Origin of the sequence: Streptomyces sp. NBC_00322, from assembly GCF_036147535.1 — a bacterium.
GTDB lineage: Bacteria > Actinomycetota > Actinomycetes > Streptomycetales > Streptomycetaceae > Streptomyces.
In genome coordinates, this window is sequence record NZ_CP108019.1 from 5,677,724 (window position 1) to 5,694,680 (window position 16,957).

General features: G+C 70.9%; 11 protein-coding genes. 8 read left to right on the forward strand and 3 right to left on the reverse strand.

The genetic code is table 11. The annotated features are described in order from the left end of the window. Positions 1-40 precede the first annotated feature (40 nt). From speB to OG905_RS26085, 8 genes are all read left to right on the forward strand, one after another. Positions 41-1,012 (forward strand): agmatinase, encoded by a 972-nt coding sequence (gene speB, locus OG905_RS26050; protein ID WP_328677722.1) that lies wholly within the window; start codon positions 41-43, stop codon positions 1,010-1,012. Further along, positions 1,009-2,691 carry a thiamine pyrophosphate-binding protein gene (locus OG905_RS26055; protein ID WP_328677724.1) on the forward strand — a complete coding sequence of 561 codons (1,683 nt, stop codon included), beginning with the start codon at positions 1,009-1,011 and terminating at the stop codon, positions 2,689-2,691. Before speB ends, OG905_RS26055 begins: the two co-directional genes overlap by 4 nt. Before the next feature lie 486 nt (positions 2,692-3,177). After that, positions 3,178-4,659, forward strand: coding sequence for a UDP-N-acetylmuramoyl-L-alanyl-D-glutamate--2,6-diaminopimelate ligase (locus tag OG905_RS26060; RefSeq protein WP_328677726.1), 1,482 nt, complete (start codon positions 3,178-3,180; stop codon positions 4,657-4,659). A gap of 256 nt (positions 4,660-4,915) precedes the next feature. After that, the gene (locus OG905_RS26065; RefSeq protein WP_328677728.1) at positions 4,916-5,953 is read left to right on the forward strand and encodes an esterase-like activity of phytase family protein; all 1,038 of its coding nucleotides are present in this window, start codon (positions 4,916-4,918) and stop codon (positions 5,951-5,953) included. A 111-nt stretch (positions 5,954-6,064) separates the two neighbouring features. After that, positions 6,065-7,021 (forward strand): serine hydrolase, encoded by a 957-nt coding sequence (locus OG905_RS26070; RefSeq protein ID WP_328677731.1) that lies wholly within the window; start codon positions 6,065-6,067, stop codon positions 7,019-7,021. Positions 7,022-7,129: 108 nt separating this feature from the next. Next, entirely contained in the window at positions 7,130-10,837 is a 3,708-nt protein-coding gene (locus OG905_RS26075) for an ABC transporter ATP-binding protein (protein WP_328677733.1), read from the forward strand. Between the two features lie 79 nt (positions 10,838-10,916). After that, positions 10,917-11,345: a hypothetical protein gene (locus tag OG905_RS26080; protein WP_328677735.1), complete on the forward strand. Its 429-nt coding sequence runs from the start codon at positions 10,917-10,919 to the stop codon at positions 11,343-11,345. A 111-nt stretch (positions 11,346-11,456) separates the two neighbouring features. Then, positions 11,457-12,890 (forward strand): S28 family serine protease, encoded by a 1,434-nt coding sequence (locus OG905_RS26085; protein WP_328677737.1) that lies wholly within the window; start codon positions 11,457-11,459, stop codon positions 12,888-12,890. A 34-nt stretch (positions 12,891-12,924) separates the two neighbouring features. On the opposite strand, the gene OG905_RS26090 is transcribed toward OG905_RS26085, so the two are convergent. The 3 genes from OG905_RS26090 to OG905_RS26100 all read right to left on the reverse strand — a co-directional run bounded on the left by OG905_RS26090 (position 12,925) and on the right by OG905_RS26100 (position 16,873). Next, entirely contained in the window at positions 12,925-13,560 is a 636-nt protein-coding gene (locus OG905_RS26090; RefSeq protein WP_443043992.1) for a hypothetical protein, read from the reverse strand. Positions 13,561-13,744: 184 nt separating this feature from the next. Beyond that, a complete protein-coding gene (locus OG905_RS26095) occupies positions 13,745-15,562 on the reverse strand; it encodes a glycoside hydrolase family 3 protein (protein WP_328677740.1) in 1,818 nt (605 codons plus the stop codon). 411 nt (positions 15,563-15,973) lie between these two features. Beyond that, positions 15,974-16,873, reverse strand: a complete 900-nt coding sequence (locus OG905_RS26100; protein WP_328677741.1) for a LysR family transcriptional regulator — start codon at positions 16,871-16,873, stop codon at positions 15,974-15,976. Between the last annotated feature and the right edge of the window lie 84 nt (positions 16,874-16,957).

Below are 16,957 nucleotides of genomic sequence, written 5' to 3' on the forward strand. Positions count from 1 at the left end.
CGAATTACCGCAACGAAGCGTACGAAAGAAGGCAATTCACATGAGCAGCAACGAGCAGCCGCGCGGCCCGATCGACTCGTCCCGTATTCCGCGGTACGCCGGACCCGCGACGTTCGCCCGGCTGCCCCGGCTCGACGAGGTCGGCACCACCGATGTCGCCGTGGTCGGCGTTCCCTTCGACTCCGGGGTCTCCTACCGTCCCGGCGCACGCTTCGGCGGCAACGCCATCCGCGAGGCGTCGAGGCTCCTGCGCCCGTACAACCCGGCGCAGGACGCCTCGCCCTTCGCTCTCGCGCAGGTCGCCGACGCGGGCGACATCGCCGCGAACCCGTTCAACATCCACGAGGCCGTCGAGACGATCGAGGCCGCGGCCGACGATCTGCTCGGCACCGGCGCGCGCATGATGACGCTCGGCGGCGACCACACCATCGCGCTGCCGCTGCTGCGCTCGGTCGCCAAGAAGCACGGCCCGGTCGCGCTGCTGCACTTCGACGCGCACCTGGACACCTGGGACACGTACTTCGGCGCGGAGTACACCCACGGCACCCCGTTCCGCCGTGCCGTCGAGGAGGGCATCCTCGACACCTCCGCCCTGTCCCACGTGGGCATCCGCGGGCCGCTGTACGGCAAGCAGGACCTGACCGACGACGAGAAGATGGGCTTCGGCATCGTCACCTCCGCCGACGTCTACCGGCGCGGCGCCGACGAGGTCGCCGACCAGCTGCGGCAGCGCATAGGCGACCGCCCGCTCTACATCTCCATCGACATCGACTGCCTCGACCCGGCGCACGCCCCCGGCACCGGCACGCCCGAGGCGGGCGGCATGACCTCCCGCGAACTGCTGGAGATCCTGCGCGGCCTCGCCTCCTGCAACCTCGTCTCCGCGGACGTGGTCGAGGTCGCCCCCGCGTACGACCACGCGGAGATCACGTGCGTGGCCGCCTCCCACACCGCGTACGAGCTGACCACGATCATGTCCCGCCAGATCGCGGCCGCGAAGGCGGCGCAGTGACGCACGACCACGATCTCGTCCTGCGGCCGACCGAGGCGCAGACCGCGGCCGCGCTGAACCCCCCGGCGGGCCGCAACGGCGGCGATCTCGTCGTCGAGACCCTGGCAGGTCTCGGCGCGACGACTGTCTTCGGGCTGCCGGGTCAGCACGCGCTGGGCATGTTCGACGCCCTGCGCCGCTCCTCGCTCTCGTACGTCGGACTGCGCGTCGAGAACAACGCGGGCTTCGCCGCCGACGCGTACGGCCGGATCACCGGCGAGGTGGCGCCGCTGCTGCTGTCCACCGGCCCGGGCGCGCTGATGTCGCTCGCGGCGCTGCAGGAGTCCGCGGCGGCCTCCGCCCCCGTCCTGGCGATCGGCAGCCAGGTGCCCACGGCCGGGCTCGGCGGCGGGCGCCACGGCTATCTGCACGAACTGCGCGACCAGCAGGCCTCGTTCAGGGATGTGGTGAAGTCCGTCCACACGGCCCGCACCCAGTCCCAGATCCCGTCGGCGATCGCGGCGGCCTGGGAGTCGGCTCTCACGGCGCCCCACGGGCCGGTGTGGGTCGAAATCCCCCAGGACGTCCTGCTGGCGCCGACGGCGCTGCCGGTCGTGACTGCCATGGACGCGACGCCGCACGAGGTCGTGCCGCGCCCCGAACTGACCGCGGTCGCAGCCCATTTGCTGTCGGGCGCCGCTCGTCCGGCGATCATCGCGGGCGGCGGAGTCGTACGCTCCGACGCGTCCGGCAAGCTGCTCGCACTGGCGGAGAAGCTGAACGCCCCGGTCGTCACCACCTTCGGCGGCAAGGGCGCGTTCCCCTGGGAACACCCGCTCTCGCTCCAGTCCTGGCTGGAGGACCGCCACACCACGGACTTCCTGGAGTCCGCGGACGTACTGCTCGTCGTCGGCTCAGGACTGGGCGAACTGTCCTCGAACTACCACACGTTCGCGCCGCGCGGCCGGGTCATCCAGATCGAGGCGGATGCCGGCAAGCTGGAGTCCAACCACGAGGCCCTGGGCATCCACGCGGACGCGCGGCTCGCGCTGTCGGCGCTCCTCGAGACGGTGGAGGAGCGCGAGGACGACACGGCGGCCCCATCCGTACGGACGGTCCTGGACCGGGTCGGGGCCCGCATCGCGGCCCAGGAGCTCACCCTGGAACAGCAGGTGCTCGCCTCGGTCCGTGAGGCCCTGCCGGACGACGCCCCCAGCTTCTGGGACATGACGATCCTCGCCTACTGGGCGTGGTCCGCCTTCGACGCCCGCCACCCGAACACCATGCACTCGGCCCAGGGCGCGGGCGGCCTCGGCTACGGCTTCCCGGCGGCGCTGGGCGCGGCTGCGGCCGACCCCACCCGCCCGGTCCTCGCGGTCTCCGGCGACGGCGGCGCGATGTACTCGATCGCGGAACTGGCGACTGCCCGCCAGTACGACCTCCCGGTGACCTGGCTGATCGTGGACGACGGCGGCTACGGCATCCTGCGCGAGTACATGAAGGACACCTTCGGCGAGGCGACGGCGACGGAACTGTCCCGCCCGGACTTCGTGGCCCTGGCGGAATCCTTCGGGGTGCCCGCGGTCCGTACCACCCCTCAGTCCCTGGCCGAGGACCTCGCGAAGTCCCTGACGGAGCCGGGCCCTTCGGTGGTCGTGCTCCCGGCGGTCCTGCGGATGTTCGCCCCGACACACCTCTGAGGCGACCCGCCCCCCGACCCCTGCGCCCTGCCGTTCACTCCCCCGAGACGGCGGGGCGCAGGCATGTCGCGCGCCGGCGCCCCGTGCGCCCCGCGCGATCACCGCGCGCCGTCCGAGTCCGCCGCAGCGCGGAGTCCTGGCCGGTCCGTGGGACGTACACTCCACCCATGGGTTGCACACAAGCGCTGAGGGAGAGCCTGCGACAGGCACCTCGGGCGCTGTGCGTTTCCGGCCCCGGAGCCCGCTGCCGCGCTCTGCACGGTCACGGCTGACCGACCCGACCGGCTCGACCGGCCCTCTTAGGCCTTTCGCCCCGCCCGCGGAGCTCTTTCCGCGCAGCCCGGGCTTCTCTCCGGTTTCCGGAACACCGCACCACCTTCTTTCTGTCTGCTGAACACCACCTCCGCGACTCCTCGGCGTGCCATCGGCATCGCCTTCGGCGACGGCCGGGCGACCGGCGAAGCCACACCCTTGAGAGGACCCCCTGTGAAGTTGAGCGAGTTGCTGGCCGGGCACGACCATGAGGTTCTTCTGGGCGATACGGAGACGAGGATCACCGGGGGAGCCTGCTTCGACGCCCACCGCGTCTCGTCGGGCTCGCTGTTCATCGCGGTGCCCGGGCACCGCGAGGGCGGACTCGAACTCGTCGGTCCCGCACTGGCGCGTGGCGCGGTCGCGGTCCTCGTCGACCGAGCGGTACCCGACGCGGTGTGGGCGTCGGCCGAAGGAGTCTGTGTCGTACGGGTGGCGGACACGCGCAAGGCGGCCGCGGTCGTCACCTCCCGCTACTACGGCGAGCCCGGGCGGGCGATGGACATGGTGGCCGTCACCGGCACCAACGGGAAGACGTCGGTGTCGTACATGGTCGAGTCCCTGCTGCGGATCGCGGCGGGCGCACGCGCGGGGGTCATCGGGACGGCCGGCAGCCGGATCGGGGACGAACTGATCCCGATGCCGAGATCGGTGCTGACCACGCCGGAGTCGCCGGACTTCCAGTACCTGCTCGGGTGCATGCGCGACCGGGAGGTGAGCACCGTGGTCCTGGAGGCCACCTCGATGGGCCTGCTGACCCACCGGATCGACCGGGCGTTCCTGGATGTCGGGATCTTCACCAACCTCACGCAGGACCACCTGGACGACCACGGCACCATGGAGAACTACCGGGACGCCAAGCTGCGCCTGTTCCAGGGGCTGTGCCGGCGCGCGGTGGTCAACGCGGACGACCCCGTGGGAGCCGGGATCCGGGCCATGATGCCCGGTGCGGTCTCGACGTACGCACTCGACGCCGAGGCCGACTACCGGGCGACCGACCTCAGCATGAACGCCCTCGGTACGCGCTTCACCCTCCACCACGCGGGCCGCAAGTACCCCGCGGCGATCCCCGTCCCCGGGCGTTTCTCGGTGGCCAACGCGCTGGCGGCCGTGGCGGCCTGCCATCTGCTGGGGCACGACCTGACGGGACTGGTCACCGCACTCGACCGGATGCCTGCGGTCCCTGGGCGTTTCGAGCGCTTCGAGACACCCCGCGGCACCTCCGTGATCGTGGACTACGCGCACTCTCCCGACTCCCTGGACAAGGTGCTGACCGCCATCCGGGACTTCGCCACCGGCCGGGTCGTCACCGTCTTCGGCTGCGGCGGCGACCGGGACGTCACCAAGCGCGCGAAGATGGGGGAGATCGCCGGGACCCACTCCGACCTGTGCGTCCTCACCTCGGACAACCCTCGCAGCGAGGACCCCGAGGCGATCCTGGACCAGATCGCGCCGGGTCTCGCGGCGAGCGGCACCCGCTTCGAGCGCTTCGCCGACCGCCGCGAGGCGATCGCCTTCGCGCTGGACGCCGCGGGGCGGGACGACATCGTCCTGGTCGCGGGGAGGGGCAGCGAGCCGTATCAGACCGTCGGCGAGCAGCTGCTCCCCTTCAGCGACATGGCGACGGCGCGCGAACTCGCGGCCGCTCAGGCCTAGGGCCTGTCGTTCGGATCTTGCCGGGTTCGCGTGCCCTGGCACGCACGCTCGCTGCGTTGTCGTCAGTCGCCGACGCTCCGCGTCGGCTCTCCCCCTGCCTTCGGCGGGGGGACCCCCATCCTCCGGCCTGCGATCGCACGCACCAGACCCCGCTCACTGATCCGGCCTGATCCAAACGACAGGCCCTAGGGCCGGGCGGCCGAACGTTCACGGGAAGTCCGCCCGGGCTCAACCCGCACCGGCCTACGGTGGCGCCATGCGTCTGCGAACCGTACTCGCCACCGTCACCGCCGGCCTGGCCGTCGCCACCTGCCTCGGCGCCGCCGCTCCCGCCGACTCCCGCCCCCGCACGGGCAGTTGCTCGCCCCGGGTGAGCATCGACAGCTACTCCGACGCGCTCGACAAGACCGAGTTCCAGGGCACCTTCGTCGGCAACTTCTCCGCCCTCGCCGTCGACACGGACGGCGCCGTCGCGGCGGTCTCGGACCGCTCGGAGCTGTTCGGCCTCGACCGCGTAAGTCTGCGGCCGACGAGCGTCGTGCATCTCGCCGACGAGAAGGGGGCGCAGCTCGACTCCGAGGGACTTGTCGTCGAGCGGGACGGCAGTCGGCTCATCAGCTCCGAGATCGAGCCGTCCATCCGCCGCTACAGCCGCGAGGGCGCGATACTCGGCTCCCTCCCCGTGCCCGAGGCGCTGCGCGTCGCTCCCGCCGGGCGGGCCACGCGGAATCTCACCTTCGAGGGACTGACGCTGGGCCCCGGCGGCCGTACCCTCGTCGCCGCCATGGAGGGGCCGATCACCGGTGACGGGGCCGGGATCGTGCGGCTGCAGACCTGGAAGCGGCACAGTCCGAAGCAGGACTTCCGGCTCGACGAGCAGTACGCGTACCGAGCCGACGCCGGTCTCGGGATCAGCGAGACCACCGCCACCGGGGACGGCCGGCTGCTCGTGCTCGAGCGCGGGTTCACGCCGGGCATCGGCAACACCGTCCGGATCTATCTCGCCGACCTGCGGCATGCCGGCGACGTCAGCGGTGTCGAGTACGTCACGGGGCAGGACGGGATCCCGCTCGTACGCAAGACCCTGCTCGCCGACATCGCCGACTGCCCGTCCCTCGGTGCCCCGGCCAAGCAGCCCCAGCCCAATCCGCTGCTGGACAACATCGAGGCCATGGCGGTCACTTCGCGAGGACCCGGTGGACGGCTCCAGCTTCTGCTGGCCAGCGACGACAATCAGAATCCCGCCCAAATCACCCGATTCTACCGGCTTTCGGTCTGCCTTCCGCAGCACTGAGTGGGGTACTGAGACCTAACCCATACAACTTTTCGGCCAGTCGTGAGTCATGTGTGGCGGGTGCACCGCAGAGGCGCACCCGCGACAGCACCAGGAGACAGGGAAGCCTCCATGACTCACCACCGAATATCGCGCCGCGCGCGGGCGGCTTCGGCCGTCGTGGCCGCGGGCGTGTTCGTGCCGCTGGCAGTGGGCACCGCGCCCGCGGCCGCCGCGACCCCGCAGGTTGCCTGCACTTCCAAGACCGTTGGACTCGCCGCCAAGCTGACCGCCGACATCACCGCCGCGCTCTCGGGCCGCAGGTCGACGACCGCCGTGCTCCTCAACGACCGTGTCAGCAAGACGAGTTGTGTTCTGCGCCCGGACCAGAAGTACGACTCGGCCAGCGTGGTGAAGGTGACCGTGCTCGGGGCCCTGCTGCTGGACGCGCAGCGGCAGAAGCGCGGCTTCACCCAGCGCGAGTTCACGCTCGCCTACGACATGATCACCAAGTCGGACAACGCCGCCACCAGCGCCCTGTGGAAGCAGCTCGGCCTGACGAAGATCAAGAGCTTCCTCACGGCCGCCGGGATGACCCAGACGGTCCCCGGCGCCGATGGCTACTGGGGGCTCACCCAGATCACCGCTCGTGACGAGCAGAAGCTGCTCGCGCTGCTGACCGTACCGAACACCGTGCTGTCCGACGGCAACCGCGCGTACGCCCTCAAGCTGATGAGCAAGGTCATCACCTCCCAGCGCTGGGGCACCCCGGCCGGAGCCCCCGCCGACGTCACCGTCCAGGTCAAGAACGGCTGGCTGTCCCGGGCCACCCACGGCTGGCGCGTCCACAGCATCGGCGCCTTCACCGGCAACGGCCACGACTACACGATCACCGTCCTGACGTGGGACAACGCGACCATGGACTACGGCGTCACCACCATCCAGGCCGTCGCCCGCGCCATCCACAAGGACCTCAACCCGACCACAGCCCGGTCGGCCGAGGTCTTCACGCCGCCCGCCATTCCGCAGGAGGCCCTGCCGGCCACCCCGGAGACGGCGGCGAGGGACGCGATTTCCGCCACCCGCTGAGGCGTCCGTTCGTTGCAGCGGGATGAAATCCGCAGCTCGCCGCGTTGGTGCTTTCCGGTAGATCAGAACACGATTTCAGAACTGGATCGGGCGACCGGGAGGCACCACGTGGCGGCGGCAGACCAAGGCTGGGCACGGAGGCTCGCCGGTTACGCATGGCGTTACCGGCGCAATGTGGTGCTCGCGCTCGGTTCGTCGCTGGCGGGTATGGCCGTCATGGCGCTCGTCCCGCTGATCACCAAGGTGGTCATCGACGACGTGATCGGTGACGGAACACGGTCAGTCGCCGTCTGGACCGGGCTGCTGATAGTCGGGGCCCTGGTCATCTACGCCCTCACCTATGTACGCCGCTACTACGGCGGACGCCTCGCCCTGGACGTCCAGCACGATCTGCGGACCGAGATGTACGGGACGATCACCCGTCTGGACGGCCGCCGTCAGGACGAGCTCTCCACCGGCCAGGTCGTCGGCCGCGCCACCAGCGACCTCCAGCTCATCCAGGGCCTGCTCTTCATGCTCCCGATGACCATCGGGAACATCCTGCTCTTCCTGATCTCGCTGGTGATCATGGCGTGGCTGTCGCTGCCGCTCACCCTGATCGCCCTGGCCGTCGCCCCAGCCCTCTGGTTCATCGCCAAGCGCAGCCGCGTCCGGCTGCACCCCGCCACCTGGTACGCGCAGAGCCAGGCCGCAGCCGTCGCGGGCGTCGTCGACGGCGCCGTCACCGGCGTACGCGTGGTCAAGGGCTTCGGCCAGGAGGACCAGGAGACCGGCAAACTGCGCGAGGTCGGCCGCAAACTCTTCGCGGGACGCCTGCGGACCATCAAGCTCAACGCCAAGTACACCCCCGCCCTCCAGTCCGTCCCCGCGCTCGGGCAGGTCGCGATGCTGGCGCTCGGCGGCTGGCTGGCCACCCGCGGGCAGATCACCCTCGGTACCTTTGTCGCCTTCTCGACCTATCTGGCGCAGCTCGTCGGCCCGGTCCGGATGCTCGCCGTGGTGCTGACGGTCGGACAGCAGGCCCGCGCCGGTGTCGAGCGCGTACTGGAGCTGATCGACACCGAGCCGACGATGCAGGACGGCACCAAGGAACTCCCGGCGGACGCGCCCGCGACGGTCGAGTTCGACGACGTGACCTTCGGATACGACGAGCAGCGCCCCGTCCTGGACGGCTTCTCGCTGGAGATCCGGCCGGGCGAGACCGTCGCCGTCGTCGGCTCCTCCGGCAGCGGCAAGTCCACCGTCTCGCTGCTGCTGCCCCGCTTCTACGACGTGACGCACGGCGCCGTGCTGGTCGGCGGCCACGACGTGCGCGAGCTGACGCTGGAATCCCTGCGCGCCGCCATCGGCCTGGTGCCGGAGGACAGCTTCCTGTTCTCCGACACCGTGCGGACGAACATCGCGTACGGAAAGCCGGACGCCACCCAGGAAGAGATCGAGACCGCCGCACGCGCGGCCCAGGCCGACCGCTTCATCGCCGAGCTGCCCCAGGGCTACGACACCAAGGTCGGCGAACACGGCCTCACCCTCTCCGGCGGCCAGCGCCAGCGCATCGCGCTCGCCCGCGCGATCCTCACCGATCCCCGGCTGCTGCTCCTGGACGACGCCACCTCGGCCGTGGACGCCCGTGTCGAGCACGAGATCCACGAGGCGCTGCGCAGCGTCATGGCGGGCCGGACCACCCTGCTCATCGCCCACCGCCGCTCCACGCTCGGCCTCGCCGACCGGATCGCCGTTCTCGACGGCGGACGCCTCGCCGACATCGGTACACACGAGGAGCTGACCGGGCGCTCGGCCCTGTACCGGCGGCTGCTGACCGACCCGGACGAGCTCGGCGGCGTATCACCGGGCCACACCCCGCTGCCCGCCGCGGAACCGGAAGAGGACAACACCGTACGAGACGAGCTGGACGCCGAGTTCGACGTCGAGCGCGGCATCACGCCGCGCCTGTGGGAGCGCGAGGAAAGGGCCGAGGAGTCTGCGGCACCCGGCGCCACCCCCGAGCTGCTGGCTCAGGTCGAGGCGCTGCCCCCGGCGACCGACACCCCCGAGATCGACGAAGCGCGTGCCGTACGCGCCGAGCAGACCTACGGCCTGCGCAGGCTGCTGCACGGCTTCGGTCTGCCCCTGCTGGTCAGCCTGCTGCTGGTGGCGACCGACGCGGGCATGGGCCTGCTGCTGCCCGTCATGATCCGGCACGGCATCGACGAGGGCGTCGAGCAGCTGGCGCTCGGCGCTGTGTGGGCGGCGTCCCTTCTCGCGCTGGCGAGTGTGGTCGTGCAGTGGCTGGCGCAGATCGGCGAGACCCGGATGACGGGCCGCACCGGCGAGCGCGTCCTCTACTCCCTCCGCCTGAAGATCTTCGCGCAGCTCCAGCGGCTCGGACTCGACTACTACGAGCGCGAGCTGACCGGCCGGATCATGACGCGGATGACGACGGACGTGGACGCCCTGTCCACCTTCCTGCAGACGGGCCTGGTCACCGCGTTCGTCTCGGTGGTCACCTTCTTCGGCATCATGGTCGTCCTGCTCGTCATCGACCTGCAGCTGGCGCTGGTGGTCTTCGCGACCCTGCCGGTGCTGATCGTCGGCACGTACTTCTTCCGCAAGAAGAGCGTCAAGGCCTACGAACTGGCCCGTGAACGCATCAGCGTCGTCAACGCCGATCTCCAGGAGTCCGTGTCGGGGCTGCGGATCGTGCAGGCCTTCCGGCGCGAGCGCGACGGAGCGGACAGGTTCGCCGGCCGCAGCGACAGCTATCGCGAGGCCCGGGTGCGCGGCCAGTGGCTGATCTCGGTCTACTTCCCCTTCGTTCAGCTGCTGGCTTCGGTGGCCGCCGCGGCCGTGCTGATCGTCGGTGCGGGCCGGGTCGAGGCGGGCACCCTCTCCACCGGCGCGCTGGTCGCCTACCTCCTCTACATCGATCTGTTCTTCGCGCCCGTGCAGCAGCTCTCCCAGGTCTTCGACGGATACCAGCAGGCGACCGTGTCGCTGGGCCGCATCCAAGAGCTCCTCCAGGAGCCGACATCGACCGCCACCGCGAAGGCGCCCCTCGACGTGCGCTCGCTGCGCGGCGAGATCGCCTTCGAGGACGTCGACTTCGCGTACGGGGACGACGAGGCGGCGCTGAACTCGATCGACCTGCGCATCCCGGCCGGCCAGACCGTCGCCTTCGTCGGCGAGACCGGCGCGGGCAAGTCGACGCTCGTCAAGTTGGTCGCGCGGTTCTACGACCCGACCGGCGGGCGGGTCACCGCCGACGGCACCGATCTGCGCGAGCTGGATCTGACGGCGTACCGGCACCGGCTCGGCGTCGTCCCCCAGGAGGCGTACCTCTTCGCGGGGACCCTCCGGGACGCCATCGCCTACGGCCGCCCCGGCGCGAGCGACGCCGAGGTGGAGGCGGCGGCCCGCGCGGTCGGCGCCCACGACATGATCGCCACCCTCGACGGCGGCTACCTGCACGAGGTCTCCGAACGCGGCCGCAACCTCTCGGCGGGCCAGCGCCAGCTGATCGCGCTGGCCAGGGCCGAGCTCGTCGACCCGGACATCCTGCTGCTCGACGAGGCGACCGCGGCCCTCGACCTGGCCACCGAGGCCCAGGTGAACCAGGCCACGGACCGGTTGACGGGCCGCCGCACCACGCTGGTCGTCGCCCACCGCCTGACCACGGCTGCCCGCGCGGACCGCGTGGTGGTGATGGACCGCGGAAAGGTCGTCGAGGACGGTACGCACGACGAACTCCTCGCCCTGAACGGGCCGTACGCCACGCTCTGGCGCACCTTCATCGGGGAGGACGAGCCCGCCGCCGTATGACGGATCGCCGAGTACCGCAACCGTAGGAGGCCCGGCTGCGTCGTACGCATGTACGGAGCCGTGACAAAGGGGTGCGAGCGTGTTCGGTGGAACGGGGAACATAGACGGGGCGGGAAACAAACGACGGGGACGGCGGCTACTCGCGCAGGGCGTCGCCGTACTCATCGCGGCAGGTGCTCTCACGCTGGCGGGACCGGGCGCACCACACGCCGAGGCCGTCGCCTCCACGTGCAGCGGCCGGCCGCTGAAGACCGTCAAGTTCCCGACCGGCGAGCTGCGGATCTACAAGAACCGGCAGTACGCCTGCGCCGTCACGGTCGCCAGCAAGCCCGGCGCGCGGCGGGTCATGTCCATCTCGCTCCAGGCGCGCGGCGGCCGGGCCGCGGTCGACAAGGGCAGTTTCACCCGCCAGGCGGGACCCGTCACCGTCCACGCGCTCAACCGTTGTGTACGGGCCACCGGTTCGATCGCGGGCGTCTCGCGCTCGACCGGCTGGATCCTCTGCTGACGCCCGCCGCCTGACACCTGGTCGGACCAGCCGATCCCAACTGGGGCTGGCGGGACAGGTGTTGCCCCCGCTAGGTTCACCGCGACCACAGGTGAATCAAGGGGAGGGTGAATGCGCAAGGCGCTCAGATGGCTGCTGTCGCTCGTGGTGCTCATTGGCACGATGAGTGCGGCCGGTGCGACGGCCGGTGCGGCTACCGCCGCCGAGCCGACGGCCGGCACGGACATCAAGGACCAGATCCTCGCGATTGAGGGCATGAGTCTCATCGAGGAGAAGCCGTACCCGGGTTACCGGTACTTCGTCCTCAACTACACACAGCCGGTCGATCACCGGCACCCCGACAAGGGCACGTTCAAGCAGCGGATCACCCTGTTGCACAAGGACACCAGCCGCCCCACCGTCTTCTTCACCTCCGGCTACAACGTGAGCACCACGCCACGCCGCAGTGAGCCGACGGCGATCATCGACGGCAACCAGGTCTCCCTGGAGTATCGCTTCTTCACCCCGTCCAGGCCCGACCCGGCCAACTGGTCCAAGCTGGACATCTGGCAGGCGGCCAGCGACCAGCACCGGGTCTTCAAGGCGCTGAAGAAGATCTACACCAAGAAGTGGCTCGCCACCGGCGCTTCCAAGGGCGGCATGACGGCCACCTATTTCGAGCGCCACTACCCGCGGGACATGGACGGCGTCGTCGCGTACGTCGCGCCCAACGACGTGGTCAACAAGGAGGACTCGGCGTACGACCGGTTCTTCGAGAACGTCGGCACCAAGGAGTGCCGCGACAAGCTGAACGGGGTCCAGCGCGAGGCACTGGTGCGGCGCGAGCCCCTGGAGGCCAAGTACCAGGCGGCCGCGACCGCCGAGGGCTACACCTTCAAGACCGTCGGCAGCCTCGACAAGGCGTACGAGGCGGTCGTCCTCGACTACGTCTGGGCCTTCTGGCAGTACAGCAAGCTCGCCGACTGCGGATCGATCCCGGCCGCCGCGACCGCGAGCGACCAGGAGATCTACGACAGCATCGACGCGATCTCCGGCTTCTCCGCCTACACCGACCAGGGCCTGGAGACGTACACCCCGTACTACTACCAGGCAGGCACCGAGCTGGGCTCGCCCGACATCAAGCAGCCGCACCTGAACGGCCTGACCCGGTACGGGTACCAGCCGCCGCGGAACTTCGTGCCGCGTGACATCCCGATGCGCTTCAAGCCGTGGGTCATGCGCGACGTGGACACCTGGGTGCGGCACAACGCCAACCAGATGCTCTTCGTCTACGGCCAGAACGACCCGTGGGGCTCCGAGCAGTTCCGGCCCGGCAGGGGCACCCACGACAGCCATGTGTATGTCGCTCCGGGTGCCAACCACGGCGCCAACGTGGCCGCCCTGGTGCCCGACCAGAAGGCGGCAGCCACCGCCGCGATTCTGAAGTGGGCGGGCGTCGCCCCGGCCGCCGTCCAGCAGGACGAGGCGAAGGCGAAGCCGCTGACCAGGTACGACGCGAAGCTCGACAAGCGCGACATCGAGCGGGAGCCGGCCCTGCGGCCGTAGGTCCCATGGGGCTGCGCCCGCCGCCGAGTGATCCTCACACGCGGCGGGCGCAGCCCACCGGCTTGTCACCCTCCAGCCGCACATACAGCGCCGTGGACGGCGGGCACTGCGCCCTGCGATCCACCGAGGACGCCACCCTGAACTCCGGTGCGCGCGTGCCCGATCCGTCGCAGGCCGTCTCCTTCACCTGGCCCGCGCTCGCGCTGTAGACGCAGTCGCCGACCGCGGTGTGCGGACCGCCGCCCCCGCCCGGGTCGCCCGGATGCGGCGGCTCCAGATTGCGCATGCAGGCGTACCCCTGACCCACCTCGCCGTCGCCGTCCTCGTCCGTGGAGGGACGGCTCGCGGAGATGTGCAGGACGAAGTCGGTGGCGGCGGGGCAGGCCGGGCCCGTCGTCGGCCGTACCTCGTAGCGGGCGGTCACCCGGGCGGACGCCTTCTCGCTGGTGCAGGGCACTTCACGGAAGTCACGGCCGCGCGAGGCGCAGTCGCCGGGTCCGAGGAAGACCAGGCCGTATCCCGGGGGCGTTGGGCTGCCGCTCTCGACGCTGCTCGCGGCCGCGCCGGTGCGTCCGCTCGCCTGCTGGCAGCCGGCGATCAGGGCCACCACCAGGGCGAGTGCCGGTACCAGGCTGCTCACCGCCCCGGCTGACCGTCGCTTCACGCCCATCACGTACCCCCCACGAGCCCCGACCCCCGGCCGGTCCGTCCAGCGTGACCCGCCGGGGCGGGCCACGCCAGACGTGCGGGGCGTTTGATGACATTTTGCGGGAGTCCGCCGGGGGTGCGTGGCACGTTTGCGTATGTCGGTCTTTCGCCCGCCGGTCTTTCACTCTCCGGTCTGTCGGTCTCCGTCAGTCGTACGACAGGCCGTGGCCGATGGGATACAGCACCTGAAGCGGATCGTCCGCGCGCTGCACCGGCACCGGAAGGTGCCCCTCCGGGTCGGCCCGGCCCGCGATCACCCGTGCCGCCGCGCGCAGTTCGACATCGGTCCAGCAGTACGCGGCGAGCGCCGCCCGTACGCCGGTGAGCTGGGCGATGTCGTACGGATTGCGGATGGCGACCGCGACGACGGGCACACCGGTCGCGGCGAGCCGGGCCACCAGCGTCCGCTGCGGGCTGGTCGCCGTGACGTTGTACGTGCCGACGATCACCGCGTCCTTGCCGCCCGACGCCGCGACCGCCTCGTCGATCTTCGCGGCCGTCGGTGTGATCCCGGTGGACAGCGCGGTCGCGGCGAAGCCCAGTTCGGTCAGCACCTTCGTCAGTACGGAGGTCGGCGGCCCGGTCGTCCCGGTGGGCGAGGCCGGATCGGCGCCGACCACCAGGAGATTGCGCCCACTGCGCCTGTTCAGCGGAAGCAGCCCGCCCTCGTTGACGAGCAGGGTCGTGGTGCCCTCGGCGATCCGGTCGGCCGCGGCGAGATGCGCGCGGGCGCCGACAGTGCGCTCCACTTCGCGCCGGGAGACGAACGGGTCGCGGAACAGGCCCAGTTTCTCCTTCAGGAGCAGGATGCGCAGGATCGATTCCTCGAGGCGGGCCACGGTGAGCTCGCCGCTCTTGACCGCGCTGAGGACGCCGTTCCAGGCGACGGCCAGGTCCGGCGGGTTGAGCAGCTGGTCCACACCCGCCTTCAGCGCGAGCACCGGCACCCGGCTGTCGCCGTACTTGTCGCGTACGCCCTGCATGTTGAGCGCGTCGGTGACCACCACACCGTCGTAACCCAGCTCCTCGCGCAGGATGCCGGTGAGGATGGGGTGCGAGAGCGTGGCCGGGTCGTTGCTCGGGTCCAGCGCGGGGAACTGGATGTGCGCCGTCATGATCGAGTCGATACCGGCGGCGACAGCCGCCCGGAACGGCGGGGCGTCGATCTCCTCCCACTGCTCGCGGGTGTGGGTGATGACCGGGATGCCCGTGTGACTGTCGACGGTCGTGTCGCCGTGCCCCGGGAAGTGCTTCGACGTCGCGGCGATGCCCGCACTCTGATAGCCCTTCACCTGCGCGGCGACCAGGCCCGCAACCACATCGGGGTCGGCGCCGAAGGAGCGGACACCGATGACCGGATTGGCGGGGTTGACGTTGACGTCGGCGACCGGGGCGTAGTTCTGGCAGATACCCATCGCGGCCAGCTCGGCCCCGGCGATCCGCGCCGCCGTACGGGCGTCGGAGCGGGACCCGCCCGCGCCCAGCGCCATCGCACCCGGCATCAGGGTGGCCGGCCTGCCCACGCGGGCCACAATGCCGTGCTCCTGGTCGGTGGAGATCAGCAACGGTACGGGAGTGGACTGGGCGAGTCCGGCCCGCTGGATGCCGTTGGACAGGTCGGCGATCTGGTACTGATCACGGGTGTTGTGCGCCCAGGAGAAGTAGATGATGCCGCCGACGTGATACGCCGAGACCAGCTCGGCGGCCGTGCGGACGCCCATCTCCTTGAGGTTCAGCTCGATGTCGGCCTGGTCGGGGGCGGTGGCGGAGTGCCCGTACACCCGCATCACGAAGAGCTGGCCGATCTTCTCCTCCAGGCTCATCCGGGCGATGAGCCGTTTGAGGCGGTCGCGGTGGGAGGGGAGGGCGAGTGCGGGGGAGGCGCCGGCAACGGCGCCCGCCGCCACGGCGGTGGCGGCAGTCGCGGTGAGGAGGGTGCGTCTGGTGAGGCTCCGGTCGTGCATGGGGCTCCTTCCGGCCTTGCTCGACAAGGGAGTTGAAGGAAACTTCCAAGGACACACGGATAGCCCGAAAATTACTGCCAGGTCAAGGGTGTGGCAAGAGAAAGACGGCGCGGCGCGCGGAAGGTCACCGGGACGGGGGCCGCCACCGGTGCTGTCGGAGGGGGCCGCACCGGTGGCGGTGTGCTGCCGGCCGCAGGCGGCTGGAGAGGGGGTGGTCAGCGATCGCAGCCAGCAGCGAGGGCCGACACCGCACAGCGGAGACTCACCCAGCAGTACGGCCCGTTAGACGGCCGGCCCCGGTGGGGGGTTCCCCGCCACGCCGGGGTTGTCGGCAATTGGTACGCGGGGCGTCACGCGGGGCGGAGGTGGCGCTTGCGGGCGGGCATGTCCCCCACCCCGGACCCCCCGCCCTCAACACCCCGCCCACCGCCCCCGCAACACCCCCACCGTCTCCGTGATCGCCGGCCGCCGCGCCGCCCCCGCCCGCCACAGCGCGTACAACCGCCGCTTCGGCACCGGATCCAGGCCCACCGCCACCACCCCCGCGGGCAGCGTGCCCCGGCCGAGCCGCGGGATCAGCGCGATGCCCAGTCCGGCCGCGACCAGCGCGAGCTGGGTGTGGTACTCCTCGGCCCGGTGGACGAGATCGGGCTCGCACCCGGCCGCGCGCAGGGTACGGACCAGCCAGTCGTGGCAGACCGTACCCGGCGGCTGGCAGATCCACCGCTGCCCCGCCAGATCCTCGCGGCGCACGAACGCGTGCGCGGCCAGCGGATGCCCCTCCGGCACGAGCAGATCGCACAGGTCGTCGCCGATGACGGCCTGCTCCACCCCCTCGGGGGCGGGCAGCGGCGCGATGTCCCAGTCGTGCGCGACGGCCACGTCAATCATGCCGCGGGCGACCAGGTCGATGGACAGATGCGGGTCGACCTCGGTCATGCGGGCGTCGAGCCCTGGATGCCTGCGGCTCAGTTCGGCGAGGACCCCGGGCAGCAGACCACGCGCCGCCGAGGCGAAGGCGCCGATCGTGAGCCGCCCGGTCGGCTGCCCCCGGCGCTCCTCCAAAGTGGTCTCGGCGCGCTCGACGATGGCGAGCAACTCCTGTGCGGTGGCGGCCAGATGACGCGCCTCCTCGGTGAGCGCGACGCCCCGCCCCCGGCGCTCCAGCAGAGTCGTACGCGTCTCCCGCTCCAGCTTGGTGATCTGCTGCGACACGGCGGAGGGGGTGTACCCGAGCGCGACGGCCGCCGCGGCGACGGACCCGTGGACGGAGACGGCGTGCAGTGCGCGCAGTCGCCCCAGATCGAGCATGGCGGCCTCCCTGTGGTGCGGTCCTTTAGCGGGCATTCATAAGCAACGCTCAATTCCATCATGAAGAAACCCGCGCTGGTGCTA

Excerpts from the sequence above, each read along its gene's own strand:
- OG905_RS26095 (WP_328677740.1), bottom strand. The coding sequence starts at position 15,562 with ATGCACGACCGGAGCCTCACCAGACGCACCCTCCTCACCGCGACTGCC.
- OG905_RS26085 (WP_328677737.1), top strand. The coding sequence starts at position 11,457 with ATGCGCAAGGCGCTCAGATGGCTGCTGTCGCTCGTGGTGCTCATTGGC.
- OG905_RS26065 (WP_328677728.1), top strand. The coding sequence starts at position 4,916 with ATGCGTCTGCGAACCGTACTCGCCACCGTCACCGCCGGCCTGGCCGTC.
- speB (WP_328677722.1), top strand. The coding sequence starts at position 41 with ATGAGCAGCAACGAGCAGCCGCGCGGCCCGATCGACTCGTCCCGTATT.
- OG905_RS26090 (WP_443043992.1), bottom strand. The coding sequence starts at position 13,560 with ATGGGCGTGAAGCGACGGTCAGCCGGGGCGGTGAGCAGCCTGGTACCG.
- OG905_RS26070 (WP_328677731.1), top strand. The coding sequence starts at position 6,065 with ATGACTCACCACCGAATATCGCGCCGCGCGCGGGCGGCTTCGGCCGTC.
- OG905_RS26100 (WP_328677741.1), bottom strand. The coding sequence starts at position 16,873 with ATGCTCGATCTGGGGCGACTGCGCGCACTGCACGCCGTCTCCGTCCAC.